The sequence below is a fragment of the Tropicimonas isoalkanivorans genome (genome assembly GCF_900112335.1).
Taxonomy (GTDB): Bacteria; Pseudomonadota; Alphaproteobacteria; order Rhodobacterales; family Rhodobacteraceae; genus Tropicimonas; species Tropicimonas isoalkanivorans.
The window spans coordinates 532,913-549,325 of sequence record NZ_FOLG01000002.1 but is presented as its reverse complement, the minus strand read 5'-3'; the positions used below and the strand labels follow the sequence as shown (position 1 = coordinate 549,325).

Sequence of the window (16,413 nt, the reverse complement as noted above, 5' to 3'; positions counted from 1 at the left end):
AGGAGAAAGTATGTCTGAAAGCCCCGGAGAGATCATCGCCGGTGCCGCGACCCTGGCCGTGGCAGTCGGCTTTTTCGTCTATGCCGCGCAGGGTGGGGGCGTCACCACGTCCCCGCGGGACGGCTACGATCTGAACGCCAGCTTTCGGTCTGCCGAAGGGATCGCCGTGGGCAGCGACGTGCGGCTGGCGGGCGTCAAGGTCGGAACGGTGACGGGGCTGGACCTCAACCGGCAGACGTTTCGCGCCGACATGACGCTGAACGTCGACGGCGACCTGGAGGTGCCCGAGGACAGCTCCATCGCGATCTCCTCCGAGGGCCTTCTGGGCGGGAACTTCGTGGAACTTGTGCCGGGTGGCTCGCCCTTCAACCTCGAACCCGGCGGCGAGATCGAGGACACCCAAGGCGCGCTCAGCCTTCTGGGCCTGCTCGCCAAGTTCGTGTCGTCGTCCGAGGACGGATGATGCGGTGGGTTGCCGTGCTGTTGCTCGCCGCGGCGCCCGCCATGGCGCAGCAGGCCACGAACTCCGCGCCCGGTGGGGAACTTCGCCTGCTCGACAAGGTGACCGGGGTGACCACGGACATTCGGTTGTCACGTGGCGAGACGCGGCCGTTCGGCCGGCTCGGCATCACCATGGGGGAATGCCGCTATCCCGCGGAGAACCCCAACTCCGACGCCTTCGGCTGGGTGGAAATTCGCGACGAGTCCATAGACCGGCCCGCGTTCTCTGGCTGGATGATCGCCTCGTCACCGGCTCTACATGCGCTGGATCACCCGCGCTACGATGTCTGGCTGCTCCGCTGCAACAGGGAGTGAGGCGACGGAAGCGCCCCCGGTGACATGAAATCCGCCGGGATGCGGAGCGCCCCGGCAAGCATTTCACGGTATGCCGATTGGGTGATCTCGACGGCGCCCAAGCTTGCGAGATGCGGCGTGAGGAACTGGGTGTCGAAGAGCTGGAACCCGCCCTGCCGCAGCCGATCCACCAGATACGCCAAAGCGAATTTGGAGGCGTCGGTGCGGCGCGAAAACATGCTCTCCCCGAAGAAGGCCCCGCCGAGCGCCACGCCGTAGACGCCGCCCACCAAGGCATCCTCCTCCCATACCTCGAGCGAATGGGCGTGTCCGGAGGCGTGCAACTTCAGGTACAGCTCGAAGATTGTCGGGTTGATCCAGGTTTCCGGCCGGTCGGCGCAGCCCGTCACAACGCCGGCGAAGTCGGTATTGACTCGGGGGGTGAACGGCCCCTTGCGGATCGTGCGTCGCAGCGAGCGCGAGATACGGAAGCCGTCGAGCGGAAATATTCCCCGCATTCTAGGCTCAACCCAAAACACCTCCGCGGACTCCCGCCCCTCCGCCATCGGGAAAATGCCGGAGGCATAGGCGCGCAGGAGCACCTCGGGGGTGAGCTTCATGCGCGCCCGCCCGATTGCCAGACCTCCGCTCTCCCGTCGGACAGGCGCCGCAGGGGGCGAAGCGGTCGGGTCAGGCGCCCCGGGCCGCCAGCCACTTTTCTAGCCAGTGGATGTCGTAATTCCCGGTCTGGATGTCGGGTTCCGCCAGGAGCGCGTCGAAGAGCGGCAACGTGGTGTCGATGCCCTCGATGACGATCTCGTTCAGCGCCCGTCCGAGGCGGGATAGCGCCTCCTGCCGGTCGCGCCCGTGCACGATGAGCTTGCCGATGAGACTGTCGTAATAGGGCGGGATCGTGTAGCCGCCGTAGAGCGCCGAATCCATCCGCACGCCGAGGCCGCCGGGGGCATGGAACATGCCGACCGTGCCGGGGCAGGGGGTGAAGTTCGGCAGCTTTTCGGCGTTGATCCGCACCTCGATGGCGTGGCCGTTCACTTCCAGTTCTTCCTGAGCGAACGACAGCGGCAGGCCTTGGGCCACGCGGATCTGCTCGCGCACGAGGTCGACCCCGAAAATCCCCTCTGTGACGGGGTGTTCCACCTGAAGGCGCGTGTTCATCTCGATGAAGTAGAACTCGCCGTTCTCGTAGAGGAACTCGATGGTGCCCGCGCCGATATAGTTGATCCGCGACACGGCGTCGGCACAGATCCCGCCGATGCGTTCACGGGTCTCCCGGTCGATCACGGGGCCGGGGGCTTCTTCCAGCACCTTCTGGTGGCGTCGCTGAAGCGAGCAGTCACGCTCGCCGAGATGCACAGCGTTGCCCTTGCCGTCCCCGAATACCTGGATCTCGATGTGGCGCGGCTGGCCGAGGTATTTTTCAATGTAGACTTCGTCGTTGCCGAAGGCGGCCTTGCCCTCGGCACGGGCGGTGCGAAAGGCGGTCTCGAGGTCTGCGGGCGTCTTCGCCAGCTTCATCCCCCGCCCGCCGCCGCCGGCGGTGGCCTTGATGATGACCGGATAGCCGATCTCCTCCGCCACGGTCACGGCGGTCTCGTAATCGGGCACGCCGCCATCGGAGCCCGGCACGCAGGGCACGCCCAGGTTCTTCATCGTTTCCTTGGCGGTGATCTTGTCGCCCATGATGCGGATATGCTCCGCCGTGGGGCCGATGAAGGTGATGTCGTGATCTTCGACGATCTGCACGAAGGCCGCATTTTCCGACAGGAAGCCATAGCCGGGGTGGATCGCGTCAGCCCCGGTGATCTCGCAGGCGGAGATGATGTCGGGGAAGGACAGGTAGCTTTCGGAGGAGGGCGGCGGGCCGATGCAGACGCTCTCGTCTGCGAGGCGTACGTGCATTGCGTCGCTGTCAGCGGTGGAATGGACGGCGACAGACCGGATTCCCATCTCGCGGCAGGCGCGGATGACGCGCAAGGCGATTTCGCCGCGGTTGGCGATCAGGATTTTCTCGAACATCATTCGATGATCATCAACGGGGCGCCGAATTCCACGGGGGCGCCGTTCTCGACGAGGATGCGCTTCACCACGCCGGACCGCGGCGCGGGGATCTGGTTCATCGTTTTCATGGCCTCGACGATCAGTATCGTCTGACCCTCGGTCACGTGATCACCGACTTCGACGAAGTTGGACGCGCCGGGCTCCGGCGCCATGTAGATGGTGCCGACCATGGGCGAGGTTACGGCCCCCGGCAGCTGCGCAGGGTCTTCGATGGGCGCGGCGGCCGGTTCACCTTCGGCCGCCGGGGCCGGAATCAAGGCAGGGGCCGGGGCGGGTGCGGCGGCATAGGCGACCGGGGCTTCCCGCGCGATCTGCCGGGATACGCGGACGTTCAGGCTGTCGCCTTCGCCGTATTCGCGCTTGACCTCCAGTTCGGTCAACTCCTTGGAGCGTAACAACTCCGCCAGTGCCTCGATGAAGGCGACATCCGCGTCCTGACTCTTCGTGGCCATCTCGTCCCTTGCCCTTGCTCTGCGAATTACGCCCCCATGTAGCGGAAGGGCCGGACCGTTAAAAGGGAGCTTTACGTAAATGCACGCTTCCGTTGACGCGTTTTAAGGCGACATTTGATCGCTTGCTCCGGCGGATTGGCTCATTTTGGGAGAAAGCCGTCCCTGCGACGGTCACCGGATGGACAATCCTGCTCGGAAACTAGGCACTCCGTGATACCATCGTATCGAAACGGGACTGCCGAAAATTTACCGTTTGATAAAAAAATCGACCTGTGCCAGCGTCAGAGAAATAAAATGTCTCCAGCAGGGGTTTGCGCGATGCAACACAGCCAGAGAACGCCGGGAATCGTCCCGGGCCGGCTCGACCAGGCCAGCTACAACCGCAATTTCGACGACCTTCACCCGCCGTTCACGGCGCACGAAGCCCATGTCGCGGCCGATCGATGCTATTTCTGCCATGATGCGCCTTGCACGACGGCCTGTCCCACGGAGATCGACGTGCCGATGTTCATCCGGCAGATCCAGTCCGGCATGCCAGACGATGCTGCCCACACGATTCTGGAGCAGAACATCCTCGGCGGCATGTGCGCGCGTGTCTGCCCGACCGAGACACTCTGCGAGGAAGCCTGCGTCCGCGAGGTGGCAGAGGGCAAACCAGTGGAGATCGGGCATTTGCAACGCTATGCGACCGATCACCTGATGGCACAGGGCATCCACCCCTTTGAGCGCGCGGCGTCGACCGGCAGGCGCGTTGCCGTCGTTGGTGCGGGGCCGGCGGGCCTTTCCTGTGCGCACAGGCTGGCGATGAAGGGCCACGACGTCGTCATGTACGATGCGCGCGAAAAGGCTGGCGGGCTGAACGAGTTCGGTATCGCCGCCTACAAGACGCCCGGGGATTACGCCTCCTTCGAGGTGGACTGGCTCATGCAGATCGGCGGCATCGAGCTTCGGACGGGGCAGAAGCTTGGGGAGGGGCTGACGCTCGACGAGCTGCAGAAAGAGTACGACGCAATCTTCCTCGGCATCGGCCTGCCGGGCGTGAATGCATTGCGTGTGGAAGGCGAACAGCACGCTCACGTCCGCGACGCCGTCGATTTCATTGCGGAGCTTCGGCAGGCGGAGGATCTGTCCAAGCTGCCGATCGGCCGCGAGGTGGTGGTGATCGGGGGCGGCATGACCGCGGTGGATGCCGCCATCCAGAGCAAGCTGCTGGGGGCGGAGAACGTGACCATGGTCTACCGGCGTGGCCGCGAGAAGCTGTCCGCCTCCACCTTCGAGCAGGAGTTGGCGACGGCGCGGGGGGTGAAGATCATTCTCAACGCGCAGCCGGTCGCCCTGAATTCGGAGGATGGCCAGACCGTTTCGTCGGTCACTTTCGCCTATACCGAGGAGGACACGACGGGCCTGCGGACGTCTGCGGAGACCTTCACCCTTCCCGCCGACCAGGTGTTCAAGGCCATCGGTCAGGCACTCACGGGCGTTCCGGGGGTGTTGGAAACCGAGGAAGGCAAGATCGTCGTGACCGGGCCCGGCCGGACGTCGCTTCCGAATGTTTGGGCCGGCGGAGACTGTGCCGCGGGCGGGGACGACCTGACAGTGACCGCGGTCGCCAACGGGCGGGACGCCGCAGAGGACATCCATGCCGTTCTGACCGGCGAAACCGCCGTCGCGGCGGAATAAGGGAGACGCATCAATGGCAAATCTCGCGAGCGAATTCGTCGGCATCAAGTCGCCCAACCCCTTCTGGCTGGCCTCCGCGCCGCCGACCGACAAGGAGTACAACGTCCGCCGCGCTTTCGAGGCCGGCTGGGGCGGCGTCGTGTGGAAGACCCTCGGCTCCGAAGGGCCGCCGGTGGTCAACGTCAATGGCCCCCGCTATGGAGCGATCTGGGGCGCGGACCGGCGGCTTCTGGGGCTGAACAACATCGAACTCATCACCGACCGCCCGCTGGAGGTGAACCTGCGGGAGATCAAGGCGGTGAAGCGGGACTATCCCGACCGCGCCGTCGTGGTGAGCCTCATGGTTCCCTGCGAGGAGGAGGCCTGGAAGGCGATCCTGCCGCACGTGGAAGAGACCGGCGCCGACGGCATCGAGCTGAACTTCGGCTGCCCGCACGGGATGGCTGAGCGGGGCATGGGGTCCGCCGTGGGGCAGGTGCCCGAGTACATCGAGATGGTGACGCGCTGGTGCAAGCAGTACACCCGCATGCCGGTGATCGTGAAGCTGACACCCAACATCACCAACATCCTCTACCCTGCCGAGGCCGCCAAGCGCGGCGGGGCGGATGCCGTTTCGCTGATCAACACGATCAACTCGATCACGGCGGTGGATCTGGACGCGATGGCGCCCGAGCCCACCATCGACGGCAAGGGCACCCACGGTGGATATTGCGGCCCGGCGGTAAAGCCCATTGCGCTCAACATGGTGGCCGAGATCGCTCGCCACGCCGAAACGGCTGGCATGCCGATTTCGGGCATCGGTGGGGTGACGACCTGGCGGGACGCGGCTGAATTCCTCGCTCTCGGTGCTGGGAACGTACAGGTCTGCACCGCGGCGATGACCTATGGCTTCCGGATCGTCGAAGAGATGATCGAGGGGCTATCGTCCTGGATGGACAGCAAGGGCTATTCCTCCGTGGCCGAGGTGACGGGGCGTGCGGTGCCGAACGTGACGGACTGGCAGTACCTGAACCTGAACTACGTCACGAAGGCGCAGATCGATCAGGATGCGTGCATAAAGTGCGGCCGCTGCTTCGCCGCCTGCGAGGACACGTCCCACCAGGCGATTCTGATGAAGGAGGGTCGCGTATTCGAAGTGGACGACAGCGAGTGCGTCGCCTGCAACCTGTGCGTCAACGTTTGCCCGGTGGAGAACTGCATCACCATGCGCCGCCTCGATGCCGGTGAAATGGACGAGCGGACGGGCGAGAAGGTTCCGGCGAAGTTCGGGGACTGGACCACCCACCCGAACAACCCGACGGCGCAAGCCGCCGAGTGACTCAAAAGGCCGCGCAGTACACTCTGCGCGGCCTTTTTCTATCCGAAATCGAACTGGCCGAGATCCAGGTCGGCACGGGCAACTCCCTGAAACAAAATGACGTTCTCGCCATCGCCAAGGTGGTCGTAAACCGCGCCATCCGGACCGTTCGTCAACGCGGCCTTCAAGGTGCTGCGCGTCTCGGCCTCTCCCTTCGCGGAAATCTCGACCATGTCGGTCGCACCGAGATCGGTGATCGTGTCCGTCCCGAAGGCCCGGCCGCCGAATCGGAACGTGTCGGCGCCCTTACCGCCCGTTAAAAGATCGTTTCCAGTGCCGCCATCCAGAATGTCGTTGCCGCCGTGCCCGAGCAGGTCGTCCCTTCCCTTGCCGCCCTTCAAGACGTCCGCGCCGCGCCCGCCCGCCAACCTGTCACTGCCGCCGTACCCGAAAAGCCTGTCATTCCCGTCCCCGCCCGAGAGGTCATTGCCGAGCCCGTTGCCCTCCAGCCGGTTTTTCGCGCCGTTCCCGGTGAGCGTCGTGCCTGTGTCGCCAATGAAGGCCGCGTTGCGGGCGCCCTTGCCCAGGGTCAGGTCCACGCTCGTTTCCAGCAGGCGGCCATCGACGAGGTCGAGCTTGGCGCTGCCGGCGTGCAGGTCGGCGATCACCTTGACGGCCCGGTCGAGCCCGCCGCCGGAGAAGATCACTGTTTGCTCGCCCTCTGAGGTGTCCAGCCGATAGCCGCCGGCCTTCGCGGTCGTGGTGCTCTGCCCTCCGGCGATGCGCACCGAAACGCCGCCGCGACCCTCGCCGATGGAATAGAACCCGTCGCCGTCCGTCTCGTCGCGCGCCACGCCCAGAACGATCGTCTCCGGCAGGCCGACGGACGTGCCGAAGTCCTGTGTCACGACGTTGGGGCCGACATCCGCGGACGCCCGATCCACGCCCTCGACCACACCGATGCCGACCTCGCGATAGGTGGGGTTCATTATGTTGGTCCGATGCCCGGCGCCGTCCTGAATGCCGGTATCGGTCCTGCCCCAATCGACCATGAACGCGGCATGGGCATGGAGCGCGGAGTCGGCATAAGCGCAGACGTTCTCCGCGAGGGCGGTGAACGCATACCCGGCGGCACCGATGCGGGACACCACGGTCGACTGCCCGATCGTATGCGCCTGGATGCCGGTCTCGACCATCTGTTCGCTGTGACCGGTCGCGGCGTCGTTCAGCGCGCTGCTCCAAGCAACAGGGTCGGTCGGTTGCAGAGCGCGCACTTGCCGCTGCAATACCGAGCCGGAGACGTCGTACCACGTCAGTGCGGTCTGAACGCTCTGTTCCGCCGACATCAGCGGGTCATAAGATGATATATAGCGGGCGAAATTTTCCTGCGGCGCAAGGCGCGCGTGGTTGATTTGCTCAAGAAGGTACTGCTCGAATGCGCTCGCCTGGGCCATGTGGGCCGCCTCCGTTTTCCGGTGCGCGGTTCGCCCGTGCCTCGGTGTGCTCGGCGCAGAGTATCACGGATGGCAGGTAGGCCGCATCACGGTGTCAGGAGCCGCGTGAACAGCGTGACGAGGTATTTTTCTGCTTCGGGGAAAGGGTCCGGCTCAGCATTGCCCAGGACGGTCCGCACCTGAACGTCGAAGTCGGCGTAGTGCTGGGTCAGTGACCAGATCGAAAAGATCAGGTGATGGGGGTGAACGGCCGCGATCCGGCCCTCATCGCTCCACCGCCGGATCACGTCGGCCTTTTCATCGACCAGCGGTTTGAGAACCTTGGAAAGCGTATCGGAAAGGTGGGTGCCCCCTTGTAGCACCTCGTTGGCGAAGAGTCGGCTTTCGCGCGGCATCTGTCGGCTCATCTCCAGTTTGCGGCGGACGTAAGCGAGTATTTCCGAGATCGGATCGCCCTCCGGATCGAGCGCGCGGAGGGGGTCCAGCCAGATATCGAGGAGCTCGGACAGGAGCTGTTGGTGGATCGCTTCCTTGCTCGGAAAATAGTAGAGCAGGTTGGGTTTCGAGAGGCCGGAGGCAAGTGCGATCTGGTCCACGGTGGCCCCCCGGAACCCCCTGGCCGAAAACACGTCGAGCGCGGCATCCAGGATCGCTTTGTGATTGCGCCGCTGGATGCGGGTGCGCGGCTGAGTCGGAATGCGGGAAGACGGGCCGGTCTCGTTCATGCTACGCTCAAAATTCCATCAACCTGCCCGGATTTCCGGGGCTTGTCCGGGTCGGCCCTCGCGCTTCGGAGCGGCACGCTTGACTGGCCCTTGACCCGTGGTAGCGTGTTCCTGACCATTTGGTCAAACATTCACGCCGCCGCCTCGAAAGAAGGGCTGCCAGCAGGGAGACACCATGGCGCTCGATCGCAAACCCGCACCGAACGATCTCAGTGCGTTCTGGATGCCGTTTACCGCAAATCGCCAGTTCAAGAAGGCGCCCCGAATGTTCGTGGCCGCCGACGGCATGCATTATACGACTGACGACGGACGACAGGTGCTGGATGGCACGGCCGGCCTTTGGTGCTGCAACGCCGGGCACAAGCGGCCGAAGATCGTGGAAGCGATCCAGGCCCAGGCGGCGGAACTGGACTACGCCCCGGCGTTCCAGATGGGCCATCCCAAGGCATTCGAGCTGGCATCCGCCTTGCGGGACATGGCGCCGGAGCCGTTCGAACATGTGTTCTTCACCAACTCCGGATCGGAGTCCGTCGAAACGGCGCTGAAGATCGCGCTGGCCTACCACCGCGCCCGCGGCGAGGGGCAACGCACGCGCCTGATCGGGCGCGAACGCGGGTATCACGGGGTAAACTTCGGTGGCATTTCCGTCGGCGGGATCGTCAACAATCGGAAGTTTTTTGGGACATTGTTGACGGGCGTGGACCATCTGCCTGCAACCCATCTGCCGGAAAACGCCATGACGCGCGGCCAGCCGGAACATGGCGCCTACCTTGCAGACGAGCTGGAACGGCTCTGCGCGCTTCACGGCCCGGAGACCATCGCGGCCGTGATCGTGGAGCCGATGGCGGGCTCCACCGGCGTTCTGCTGCCGCCAAAAGGCTACCTGGAGCGGCTGCGGGAAATCACGAAGAAGCACGGCATTCTGCTGATCTTTGACGAGGTCATCACGGGCTTCGGGCGTCTCGGGTCCAGCTTCGCCGCCGAGCATTTTGGCGTAATGCCGGATCTCATTACGACGGCGAAGGGGCTGACGAACGGGGTCATCCCGATGGGCGCGGTCCTGGCCACGGCAGAGATCCACGACGCCTTCATGACCGGACCGGAACACATGATCGAGTTGTTCCATGGCTACACCTATTCCGGCAGTCCGATCGCGTCGGCGGCCGGAATCGCCACGTTGGAACTCTATCGCGAGGAGGGGCTGTTCCAGCGCGCAGCGGAACTGGCCCCCTACTGGGAAGACGCTTTGCATTCGCTGGCAGACTGCAAGCACGTCATCGATATCCGGAACATGGGCCTCATCGGCGCCATTGAACTGGAGCCAATCGCGGGCGCGCCGACGAAACGGGCCTTCCAGGCATTCCTCGATGCCTACGACAAGGGCTGCCTGATCCGCACGACCGGCGATATCATCGCGATGAGCCCGCCGCTCATCATCGAGAAGGCACATATCGACCAGTTGATCGGCACGCTCCGCGATGTGCTGAACGCTCTGGACTGAGGCGCCGAGGGGGTGACGGAACGCGTGTCAGATGGCCCGGAGATGGTGAGGCGCATGGCGCCGCGTCTCGTGCCGGGCCATTTCGCCTTCCGCACCCTCAACGACGCCGCCGATCTGGCGGAGGCCCTGCCACAGGCGCAGGGGATGTTTCGGGAGCGCGAAGGGATTTCGGTGATCCTTCCGGCTGACCCCGGCGCGCCCCTCGCCATGCGGCAGATCACGCTGGATGTGCCGTCGGCGCTGGATGGCGTCGGGCTGACTGCCGCTGTGGCCGGGGCGCTCGCCCGGAGCGGCATTGCTTGCAACATGGTGGCCGCCCACCATCACGATCACGTCTTCGTTCCGGAGGCGGACGCGGATGCAGCTATGGACGTGCTGCGCGCGCTTGCCGACGGATCGGAAGGCAAAAGCTGAGAACGGAGAAACTCATGGCCGCACCCGGTGAAAACCTGAAGATCAATGGCGCCCGTTTGTGGGACACGATCATGGAGATGGCCAAGATCGGCCCCGGCGTGGCAGGCGGCAACAACCGCCAGACGCTGACGGACGCCGACGCCGAGGGACGCGCGCTGTTTCAGAAATGGTGCGAAGACGCCGGGATGACGCTTGGTGTGGACAAGCTCGGTACGATGTTCGCCACGCGCCCGGGCGAGGACCCGGACGCCCTGCCGGTTTATATGGGGAGCCATTTGGACACTCAGCCGACTGGCGGCAAGTACGACGGGGTTCTCGGCGTTCTCGGCGCGCTGGAAGCGGTGCGGACGATGAACGATCTCGACATCAAGACGAAGCATCCGATCGTCGTGACCAATTGGACCAACGAAGAAGGCGCGCGTTTTGCGCCTGCCATGCTGGCCTCCGGCGTCTTCGCCGGGGAACTGACGCTTGACTACGCCTATGGGCGCAAGGACCCGGAAGGCAAAACCTTTGGCGACGAGTTGAAGCGTATCGGCTGGGTCGGCGACGAGGAAGTCGGTGCGCGCAAGATGCATGCGTATTACGAGCTTCACATCGAACAGGGGCCGATCCTGGAGGCCGAGGGCAAGGACATTGGCGTCGTCACCCACTGTCAGGGCTTGTGGTGGCTGGAGTTCACGCTGACCGGGAAGGAAGCGCACACCGGCTCCACGCCGATGGAGATGCGGGTGAACGCGGGGCTCGCCATGGCGCGCATTTTCGAGATGGTACAAGAGGTGGCCATGCGCGCCCAGCCCAACGCCGTTGGCGGTGTGGGGCAGGTGACCTTCTCGCCCAATTCGCGCAACGTGCTGCCGGGCAAGGTGGTGTTCACGGTGGATATTCGTACGGTGGACCAGGAGAAGCTCGACGGAATGCGCGACGAGATCGAGGCGCGCGCGGCGGAGATCTGCGACGCTCTCGGTGTTGGCTGCGAGGTGGAGCGGGTTGGCCACTTCGACCCGGTGACCTTCACGCCGGAGCTGGTGGACAATGTCCGCAATGCTGCCGAGAAACTTGGGTACAGCCACATGAACCTGGTCTCCGGTGCCGGCCACGACGCCTGCTGGGCGGCCAAGGTGGCGCCGACGACGATGATCATGTGCCCCTGTGTGGACGGGCTGTCGCACAACGAGGCCGAGGAGATCACGCAGGACTGGGCCACCGCTGGTGCGGAGGTGCTGTGCCACGCGGTGCTGGAGACCGCGGAGATCGTGGACTAGGCGGAGAGGCCGGGGGCGCTGCCCCCGGACCCCCGGGGTATTTTGACCAACAAGAACGAGCATGGATCGCCGGATGGCAGGCCGTGCTCGTGCAGGGAGACTAGAGAATGACCACAGTCATAAAAAACGGAACCATCGTCACGGCCGACCTGACCTACACAGCGGATGTGAAGATCGAGGGTGGCAAGATCGTGGAGATCGGGCCGGATCTCGCGGGCGACGAGGTGCTGGATGCCTCCGGCTGCTACGTCATGCCGGGCGGGATCGACCCGCACACCCACCTGGAGATGCCCTTCATGGGCACCTATTCCAGCGACGATTTCGAAAGTGGAACGCGGGCGGCGCTGGCCGGCGGGACGACGATGGTGGTGGATTTCGCCCTTCCGAGCCCGCAGCAGGGGCTGCTGGATGCGCTGAAGATGTGGGACAACAAGTCCACCCGGGCGCATTGCGACTACTCCTTTCACATGGCGATCACCTGGTGGGGCGAGCAGGTATTCAACGAGATGAAGGAGGTGGTGGATCGCGGGATCACGACCTTCAAGCATTTCATGGCCTACAAGGGCTCGCTGATGGTCAACGACGACGAACTCTATGCGTCGTTCCAACGGTGTGCGGAGTTGGGTGCCATTCCGCTGGTCCATGCGGAGAACGGCGACGTGGTGGCGGAACTATCAGCCAGGCTACTGGCCGACGGCAACACCGGGCCGGAAGCGCACGCCTATTCCCGCCCGCCCCAGGTTGAGGGCGAGGCAACGAACCGGGCGATCATGATCGCCGACATGGCCGGCGTGCCGCTCTACGTGGTTCATACCTCCTGCGAGGAGAGCCACGAGGCGATCCGGCGGGCCCGGATGCAGGGCAAGCGCGTCTGGGGCGAACCGCTGATCCAGCACCTGACGCTGGACGAAAGCGAGTATTTCAACACCGACTGGGATCATGCCGCGCGGCGCGTGATGTCGCCGCCGTTCCGGAACAAGCAACACCAGGACAGCCTGTGGGCCGGGTTGCAGTCCGGCTCGCTCTCGGTCGTGGCGACGGATCACTGCGCCTTCACGACGGAGCAGAAGCGCTATGGCGTCGGGGATTTCACCAAGATCCCGAACGGGACCGGCGGACTGGAGGACCGGTTGCCGATGCTGTGGACCTACGGCGTGAACACGGGGCGGCTGACGCCGAACGAATTCGTGGCCGTGACGTCGACCAACATCGCGAAGATCCTGAACTGTTATCCGACGAAGGGGGCGATCATGGTTGGGGCCGATGCCGATATCGTCGTTTGGGACCCGGAAAAGACAAAGACCATCTCGGCCGGCAGCCAACAGTCGGCCATCGATTACAACGTCTTCGAAGGCAAGGAGGTGACGGGCCTGCCGCGCTATACGCTGACCCGGGGCCGGGTTGCGGTGGCAGACGGTGAGGTGAAGCCGAAGGAGGGCCACGGTGAATTCGTGGCGCGCGCGCCCAACGGCACGGTCAACAAGGCTCTGTCGACCTGGAAGGAGCTGACGGCGCCGCGTCCGGTGGAGCGCAGCGGCATCCCGGCGAGTGGCGTATGACCTCGGTGAGTGCGGTTCCCGCCATATCGGGTGTTCTGGAGTCGGCCGTCTACGTCGAAGACCTCGACGCGACGGAGGCATTCTACGCGGGTGTTCTCGGGTTGCAGCGGATCGCCCGGGTCGACGGCCGGCACGCGTTCTTTCGCTGCGGGGCAGGGGTTGTTCTCACCTTCGTTGCGTCCGCCACGCGCGTCGCGCCTGCGGAGGGGGCGCTTCCCGTGCCGACACATGGGGCGACGGGGGAGGGGCATATTTGTTTCGCGATGAGTGCCTCAGATCAGGCGGTCATGCGGAAGCACCTCGAGGCCGAAGGGGTCGCTATCGATGCCGACTTCGCCTGGCCGAACGGCGCACGGTCTCTGTATGTCAGGGACCCCGCCGGCAACAGCATTGAGTTCGCGGAGCCCAAGTTGTGGGGCCTGGAATGACCGTGGGACGATCTTACGCCGAGATGGCGTCGATCAACAGAAATGGGGACGATGGAAACCGGTATGCAAACGGATAGCTTGGAGGCAGGCACAGAGGCCGCCGCCGCGTCCCCCGTCGTTATCGAGGCGCGCAAACTTGACCTGACGTTCCAGACGAACGACGGGCCGGTGCAGGCGCTTCGGGATGTGAACCTCACGATCAACAAGGGGGATTTCGTCAGCTTCATCGGGCCCTCTGGCTGCGGGAAGACAACTTTCCTGCGGGTCGTGGCGGCGCTGGAGCATCCGACCGGGGGCGCGATCACCGTCAACGGGATGACGCCGGACGAGGCCCGCCGCGAGCGCGCCTATGGCTACGTCTTCCAGGCCGCGGGCCTCTATCCCTGGCGAACGATCGCCCGGAACATCAAGCTGCCGCTGGAGATCATGGGCTTTTCCAAAGCGGAGCAGGACGAGCACGTGGACCGGGTGCTGAAGTTGGTGGACCTCGAAGGGTTCGGCGGCAAGTTCCCCTGGCAACTGTCGGGCGGGATGCAACAGCGGGCCTCCATCGCCCGCGCGCTGGCCTTCGACGCTGACATCCTGCTGATGGACGAGCCGTTCGGGGCGCTGGACGAGATCGTCCGCGATCACCTCAATGAGCAACTCCTGGAGCTCTGGGACCGGACGGGCAAGACCATCGGGTTCGTGACGCACTCGATCCCGGAAGCGGTCTACCTGTCCACACGGATCGTCGTGATGTCGCCGCGGCCCGGTCGGATCACCGACGTGATCGAGAGCACGCTGCCGCGCGAGCGGCCGCTCGATATTCGCGATACGCCGGAGTTCCTTGCCATCGCGCATCGCGTGCGCGAGGGGCTGCGGGCGGGCCATGCGTATGACGACTGAGGTGCACCATGGCTGACGTCGCTCTTGCCAATCACGCCCGTGGGGGTGCCGTCGGTGCCGGACTTCGGCGCATGAGCGCCGCGCTGGTGCCCGTCGTCGTCGTCGTCGCGGCGATCATCGCGCTTTGGTACGTCGCCTGCGTGCCGATGAACATTAAGGAGGCGTTGACCCAGGCCGAGCGGGCCGGTGCGGTGATCGATCCGCCGTCGGCCATCGAACGCCGGGACGCCAGCGCAATCGGGCTGGTCTTTCGCAATTCAGACCACATCGGCGCGACCTTCGGCCAGGAACGGCCACGCCTTCCGGCACCGCATCAGGTCGGTCAGGAATTGTGGAACTCCACCGGAGACATGGTCTTGCGCGGCCGTGCATTCTCCAAGCGCAGCCTGATCTATCACGCCTGGGTGACGCTGAGCGCCACGGTGCTCGGTTTCGCTATCGGTACCGTGGCCGGGGTGGCTCTGGCCGTCGGCATCGTGCACAGCCGGGTCATGAACATGGCAGTGATGCCCTGGGCGATCGCCAGCCAGACGATCCCTATCCTTGCCATTGCGCCGATGATTATCGTGGTGCTCAACTCCATCGGCATCACCGGGCTCATTCCGAAGGCGTTGATTTCGGCCTATCTGAGCTTCTTCCCGGTCACGGTCGGGATGGTGAAGGGGCTTCGCAGCCCGGACGCGATGCAACTCGACCTTCTCCGGACCTACAGTGCCTCGCAATCCGAGACGTTCTGGAAGCTGCGGTTGCCGTCCTCGATGCCCTACTTCTTTACCTCGATGAAAATCGGCATGGCGGCCGCGCTCGTTGGTGCCATCGTGGGCGAGATGCCCACGGGTGCGGTGGCGGGCCTCGGCGCGCGGCTGCTGGCGGGGTCCTACTACGGGCAAACAATTCAGATCTGGGCAGCGCTCTTCGCGGCGGCGATCCTTGCGGCGGTGCTGGTCGGCATCATCGGGGCGATCCAGGGGGTGACACTCAAGCGGATGGGGATGGCACGATGAACTACATCCTTGGCTGGTCCATCGCCTTTCTGATTGGCGCTTCGGCTTTGAACGTTGCCATGGCCAACGGCGAAGGCCGCGATCAGGCGCTCACACGCTTTGTCGTGCCGATGCTATTCGGGGCCTCGCTGCTCGTGCTGTGGGAAGGCATCACGCGCGGCCTCAACGTGCCAGGGGTGATCCTGCCTGCGCCATCGGCGATCTGGGAGACCTTTCAGGCCAACCTTGGCACCCTGCGCGAGGACTTCGTGCAGACGTTCATCAAGGGGGCGCTTTCGGGTTACGTAATCGGCGCGGTCGCGGCCTTCGCGGTGGCGCTGCTTGTCGACGCGAGCGACTTCCTGCGGCGAGGCCTGCTGCCGGTCGGGAACTTCATGGCCGCGCTTCCCATCGTCGGCATCGCACCGATCCTCGTGATGTGGTTCGGCTTCGACTGGCAGTCGAAGGCAGCCGTCGTGGTGGTCATGGTCTTCTTCCCGATCCTCGTGAACACGGTCGAGGGCCTGCGCGCGACCGACAGGATGCAGCGGGACCTAATGCGCACCTACGCGGCAAGCTACTGGCAGACCTTGCTGAAATTGCGCCTGCCTGCTGCAATGCCGTTCATCTTCAACGGGCTCAAGATTTCGACAACCCTGGCCCTGATCGGGGCGATCGTTGCCGAATTTTTCGGCTCTCCGATCCGCGGCATGGGTTTCCGCATCTCCACGGAGGTGGGGCGGCTTGCACTCGACATGGTCTGGGCGGAAATTCTCGTCGCAGCCATCGCGGGGTCGGCCTTCTACGGGTTCGTTGCCTTCGTAGAGAGCCTCGTGACATTCTGGCACCCGTCGCAAAGACGAAAATGAGATCAAAACCATAAACACACCAAC

Annotated in this window: 17 protein-coding genes; 12 read left to right on the top strand and 5 right to left on the bottom strand. The window is 64.6% G+C overall.

Annotated features, from left to right (window positions below; genetic code table 11):
* The first annotated feature begins 10 nt into the window (after window positions 1-10).
* Both mlaD and BM075_RS06850 read left to right on the top strand, forming a co-directional pair.
* The gene (mlaD, locus tag BM075_RS06855) at window positions 11-463 is read left to right on the top strand and encodes an outer membrane lipid asymmetry maintenance protein MlaD (protein WP_093359891.1); all 453 of its coding nucleotides are present in this window, start codon (window positions 11-13) and stop codon (window positions 461-463) included.
* Window positions 460-816, top strand: a complete 357-nt coding sequence (locus BM075_RS06850; protein WP_342741236.1) for a DUF2155 domain-containing protein — start codon at window positions 460-462, stop codon at window positions 814-816. The genes mlaD and BM075_RS06850 overlap by 4 nt, the downstream gene beginning before the upstream one ends.
* Here BM075_RS06850 and aat read toward each other — a convergent pair.
* From aat to accB, 3 genes are all read right to left on the bottom strand, one after another.
* On the bottom strand, window positions 780-1,415 hold the full coding sequence (gene aat, locus BM075_RS06845) for a leucyl/phenylalanyl-tRNA--protein transferase (protein WP_218152819.1): 636 nt from the start codon (window positions 1,413-1,415) through the stop codon (window positions 780-782). The genes BM075_RS06850 and aat overlap by 37 nt on opposite strands.
* 70 nt (window positions 1,416-1,485) lie before the next feature.
* Window positions 1,486-2,832 (bottom strand): acetyl-CoA carboxylase biotin carboxylase subunit, encoded by a 1,347-nt coding sequence (gene accC / locus BM075_RS06840; protein ID WP_093359989.1) that lies wholly within the window; start codon window positions 2,830-2,832, stop codon window positions 1,486-1,488.
* Window positions 2,832-3,326, bottom strand: coding sequence for an acetyl-CoA carboxylase biotin carboxyl carrier protein (accB, locus tag BM075_RS06835; protein ID WP_093359888.1), 495 nt, complete (start codon window positions 3,324-3,326; stop codon window positions 2,832-2,834). Before accB ends, accC begins: the two co-directional genes overlap by 1 nt.
* Window positions 3,327-3,644: 318 nt before the next feature.
* Between accB and BM075_RS06830 the strand changes: the two genes are divergently transcribed.
* Together BM075_RS06830 and preA are read left to right on the top strand one after the other, a co-directional pair.
* Complete coding sequence (locus tag BM075_RS06830) at window positions 3,645-5,006, top strand: NAD(P)-dependent oxidoreductase (protein WP_093359887.1); 1,362 nt, start codon at window positions 3,645-3,647, stop codon at window positions 5,004-5,006.
* Between the two features lie 13 nt (window positions 5,007-5,019).
* Complete coding sequence (preA, locus tag BM075_RS06825) at window positions 5,020-6,324, top strand: NAD-dependent dihydropyrimidine dehydrogenase subunit PreA (protein ID WP_093359886.1); 1,305 nt, start codon at window positions 5,020-5,022, stop codon at window positions 6,322-6,324.
* A gap of 38 nt (window positions 6,325-6,362) precedes the next feature.
* Here preA and BM075_RS06820 read toward each other — a convergent pair whose 3' ends face one another.
* Both BM075_RS06820 and BM075_RS06815 read right to left on the bottom strand, forming a co-directional pair.
* A complete protein-coding gene (locus BM075_RS06820) occupies window positions 6,363-7,757 on the bottom strand; it encodes a CAP domain-containing protein (RefSeq protein ID WP_093359885.1) in 1,395 nt (464 codons plus the stop codon).
* Between the two features lie 86 nt (window positions 7,758-7,843).
* Entirely contained in the window at window positions 7,844-8,482 is a 639-nt protein-coding gene (locus tag BM075_RS06815) for a TetR family transcriptional regulator C-terminal domain-containing protein (protein WP_093359884.1), read from the bottom strand.
* 175 nt (window positions 8,483-8,657) lie between these two features.
* On the opposite strand from BM075_RS06815, the gene aptA reads away from it, so the two are divergent.
* The 8 genes from aptA (at window position 8,658) to BM075_RS06775 (ending at window position 16,389) form a co-directional block, all read left to right on the top strand.
* Window positions 8,658-9,983: an omega-aminotransferase AptA gene (gene aptA / locus BM075_RS06810; protein ID WP_093359883.1), complete on the top strand. Its 1,326-nt coding sequence runs from the start codon at window positions 8,658-8,660 to the stop codon at window positions 9,981-9,983.
* A gap of 42 nt (window positions 9,984-10,025) precedes the next feature.
* The gene (locus tag BM075_RS06805; protein ID WP_093359988.1) at window positions 10,026-10,397 is read left to right on the top strand and encodes an ACT domain-containing protein; all 372 of its coding nucleotides are present in this window, start codon (window positions 10,026-10,028) and stop codon (window positions 10,395-10,397) included.
* Between the two features lie 14 nt (window positions 10,398-10,411).
* Window positions 10,412-11,662: a Zn-dependent hydrolase gene (locus BM075_RS06800; protein ID WP_093359882.1), complete on the top strand. Its 1,251-nt coding sequence runs from the start codon at window positions 10,412-10,414 to the stop codon at window positions 11,660-11,662.
* A gap of 107 nt (window positions 11,663-11,769) precedes the next feature.
* A complete protein-coding gene (gene hydA / locus BM075_RS06795; protein ID WP_093359881.1) occupies window positions 11,770-13,221 on the top strand; it encodes a dihydropyrimidinase in 1,452 nt (483 codons plus the stop codon).
* A complete protein-coding gene (locus tag BM075_RS06790; protein ID WP_093359880.1) occupies window positions 13,218-13,649 on the top strand; it encodes a VOC family protein in 432 nt (143 codons plus the stop codon). The genes hydA and BM075_RS06790 overlap by 4 nt, the downstream gene beginning before the upstream one ends.
* A gap of 63 nt (window positions 13,650-13,712) precedes the next feature.
* Window positions 13,713-14,537, top strand: coding sequence for an ABC transporter ATP-binding protein (locus BM075_RS06785; protein WP_177208267.1), 825 nt, complete (start codon window positions 13,713-13,715; stop codon window positions 14,535-14,537).
* Window positions 14,538-14,608: 71 nt separating this feature from the next.
* Window positions 14,609-15,541 (top strand): ABC transporter permease, encoded by a 933-nt coding sequence (locus BM075_RS06780; RefSeq protein WP_245758768.1) that lies wholly within the window; start codon window positions 14,609-14,611, stop codon window positions 15,539-15,541.
* A complete protein-coding gene (locus tag BM075_RS06775; RefSeq protein ID WP_093359878.1) occupies window positions 15,538-16,389 on the top strand; it encodes an ABC transporter permease in 852 nt (283 codons plus the stop codon). The genes BM075_RS06780 and BM075_RS06775 overlap by 4 nt, the downstream gene beginning before the upstream one ends.
* Window positions 16,390-16,413: the final 24 nt, after the last annotated feature.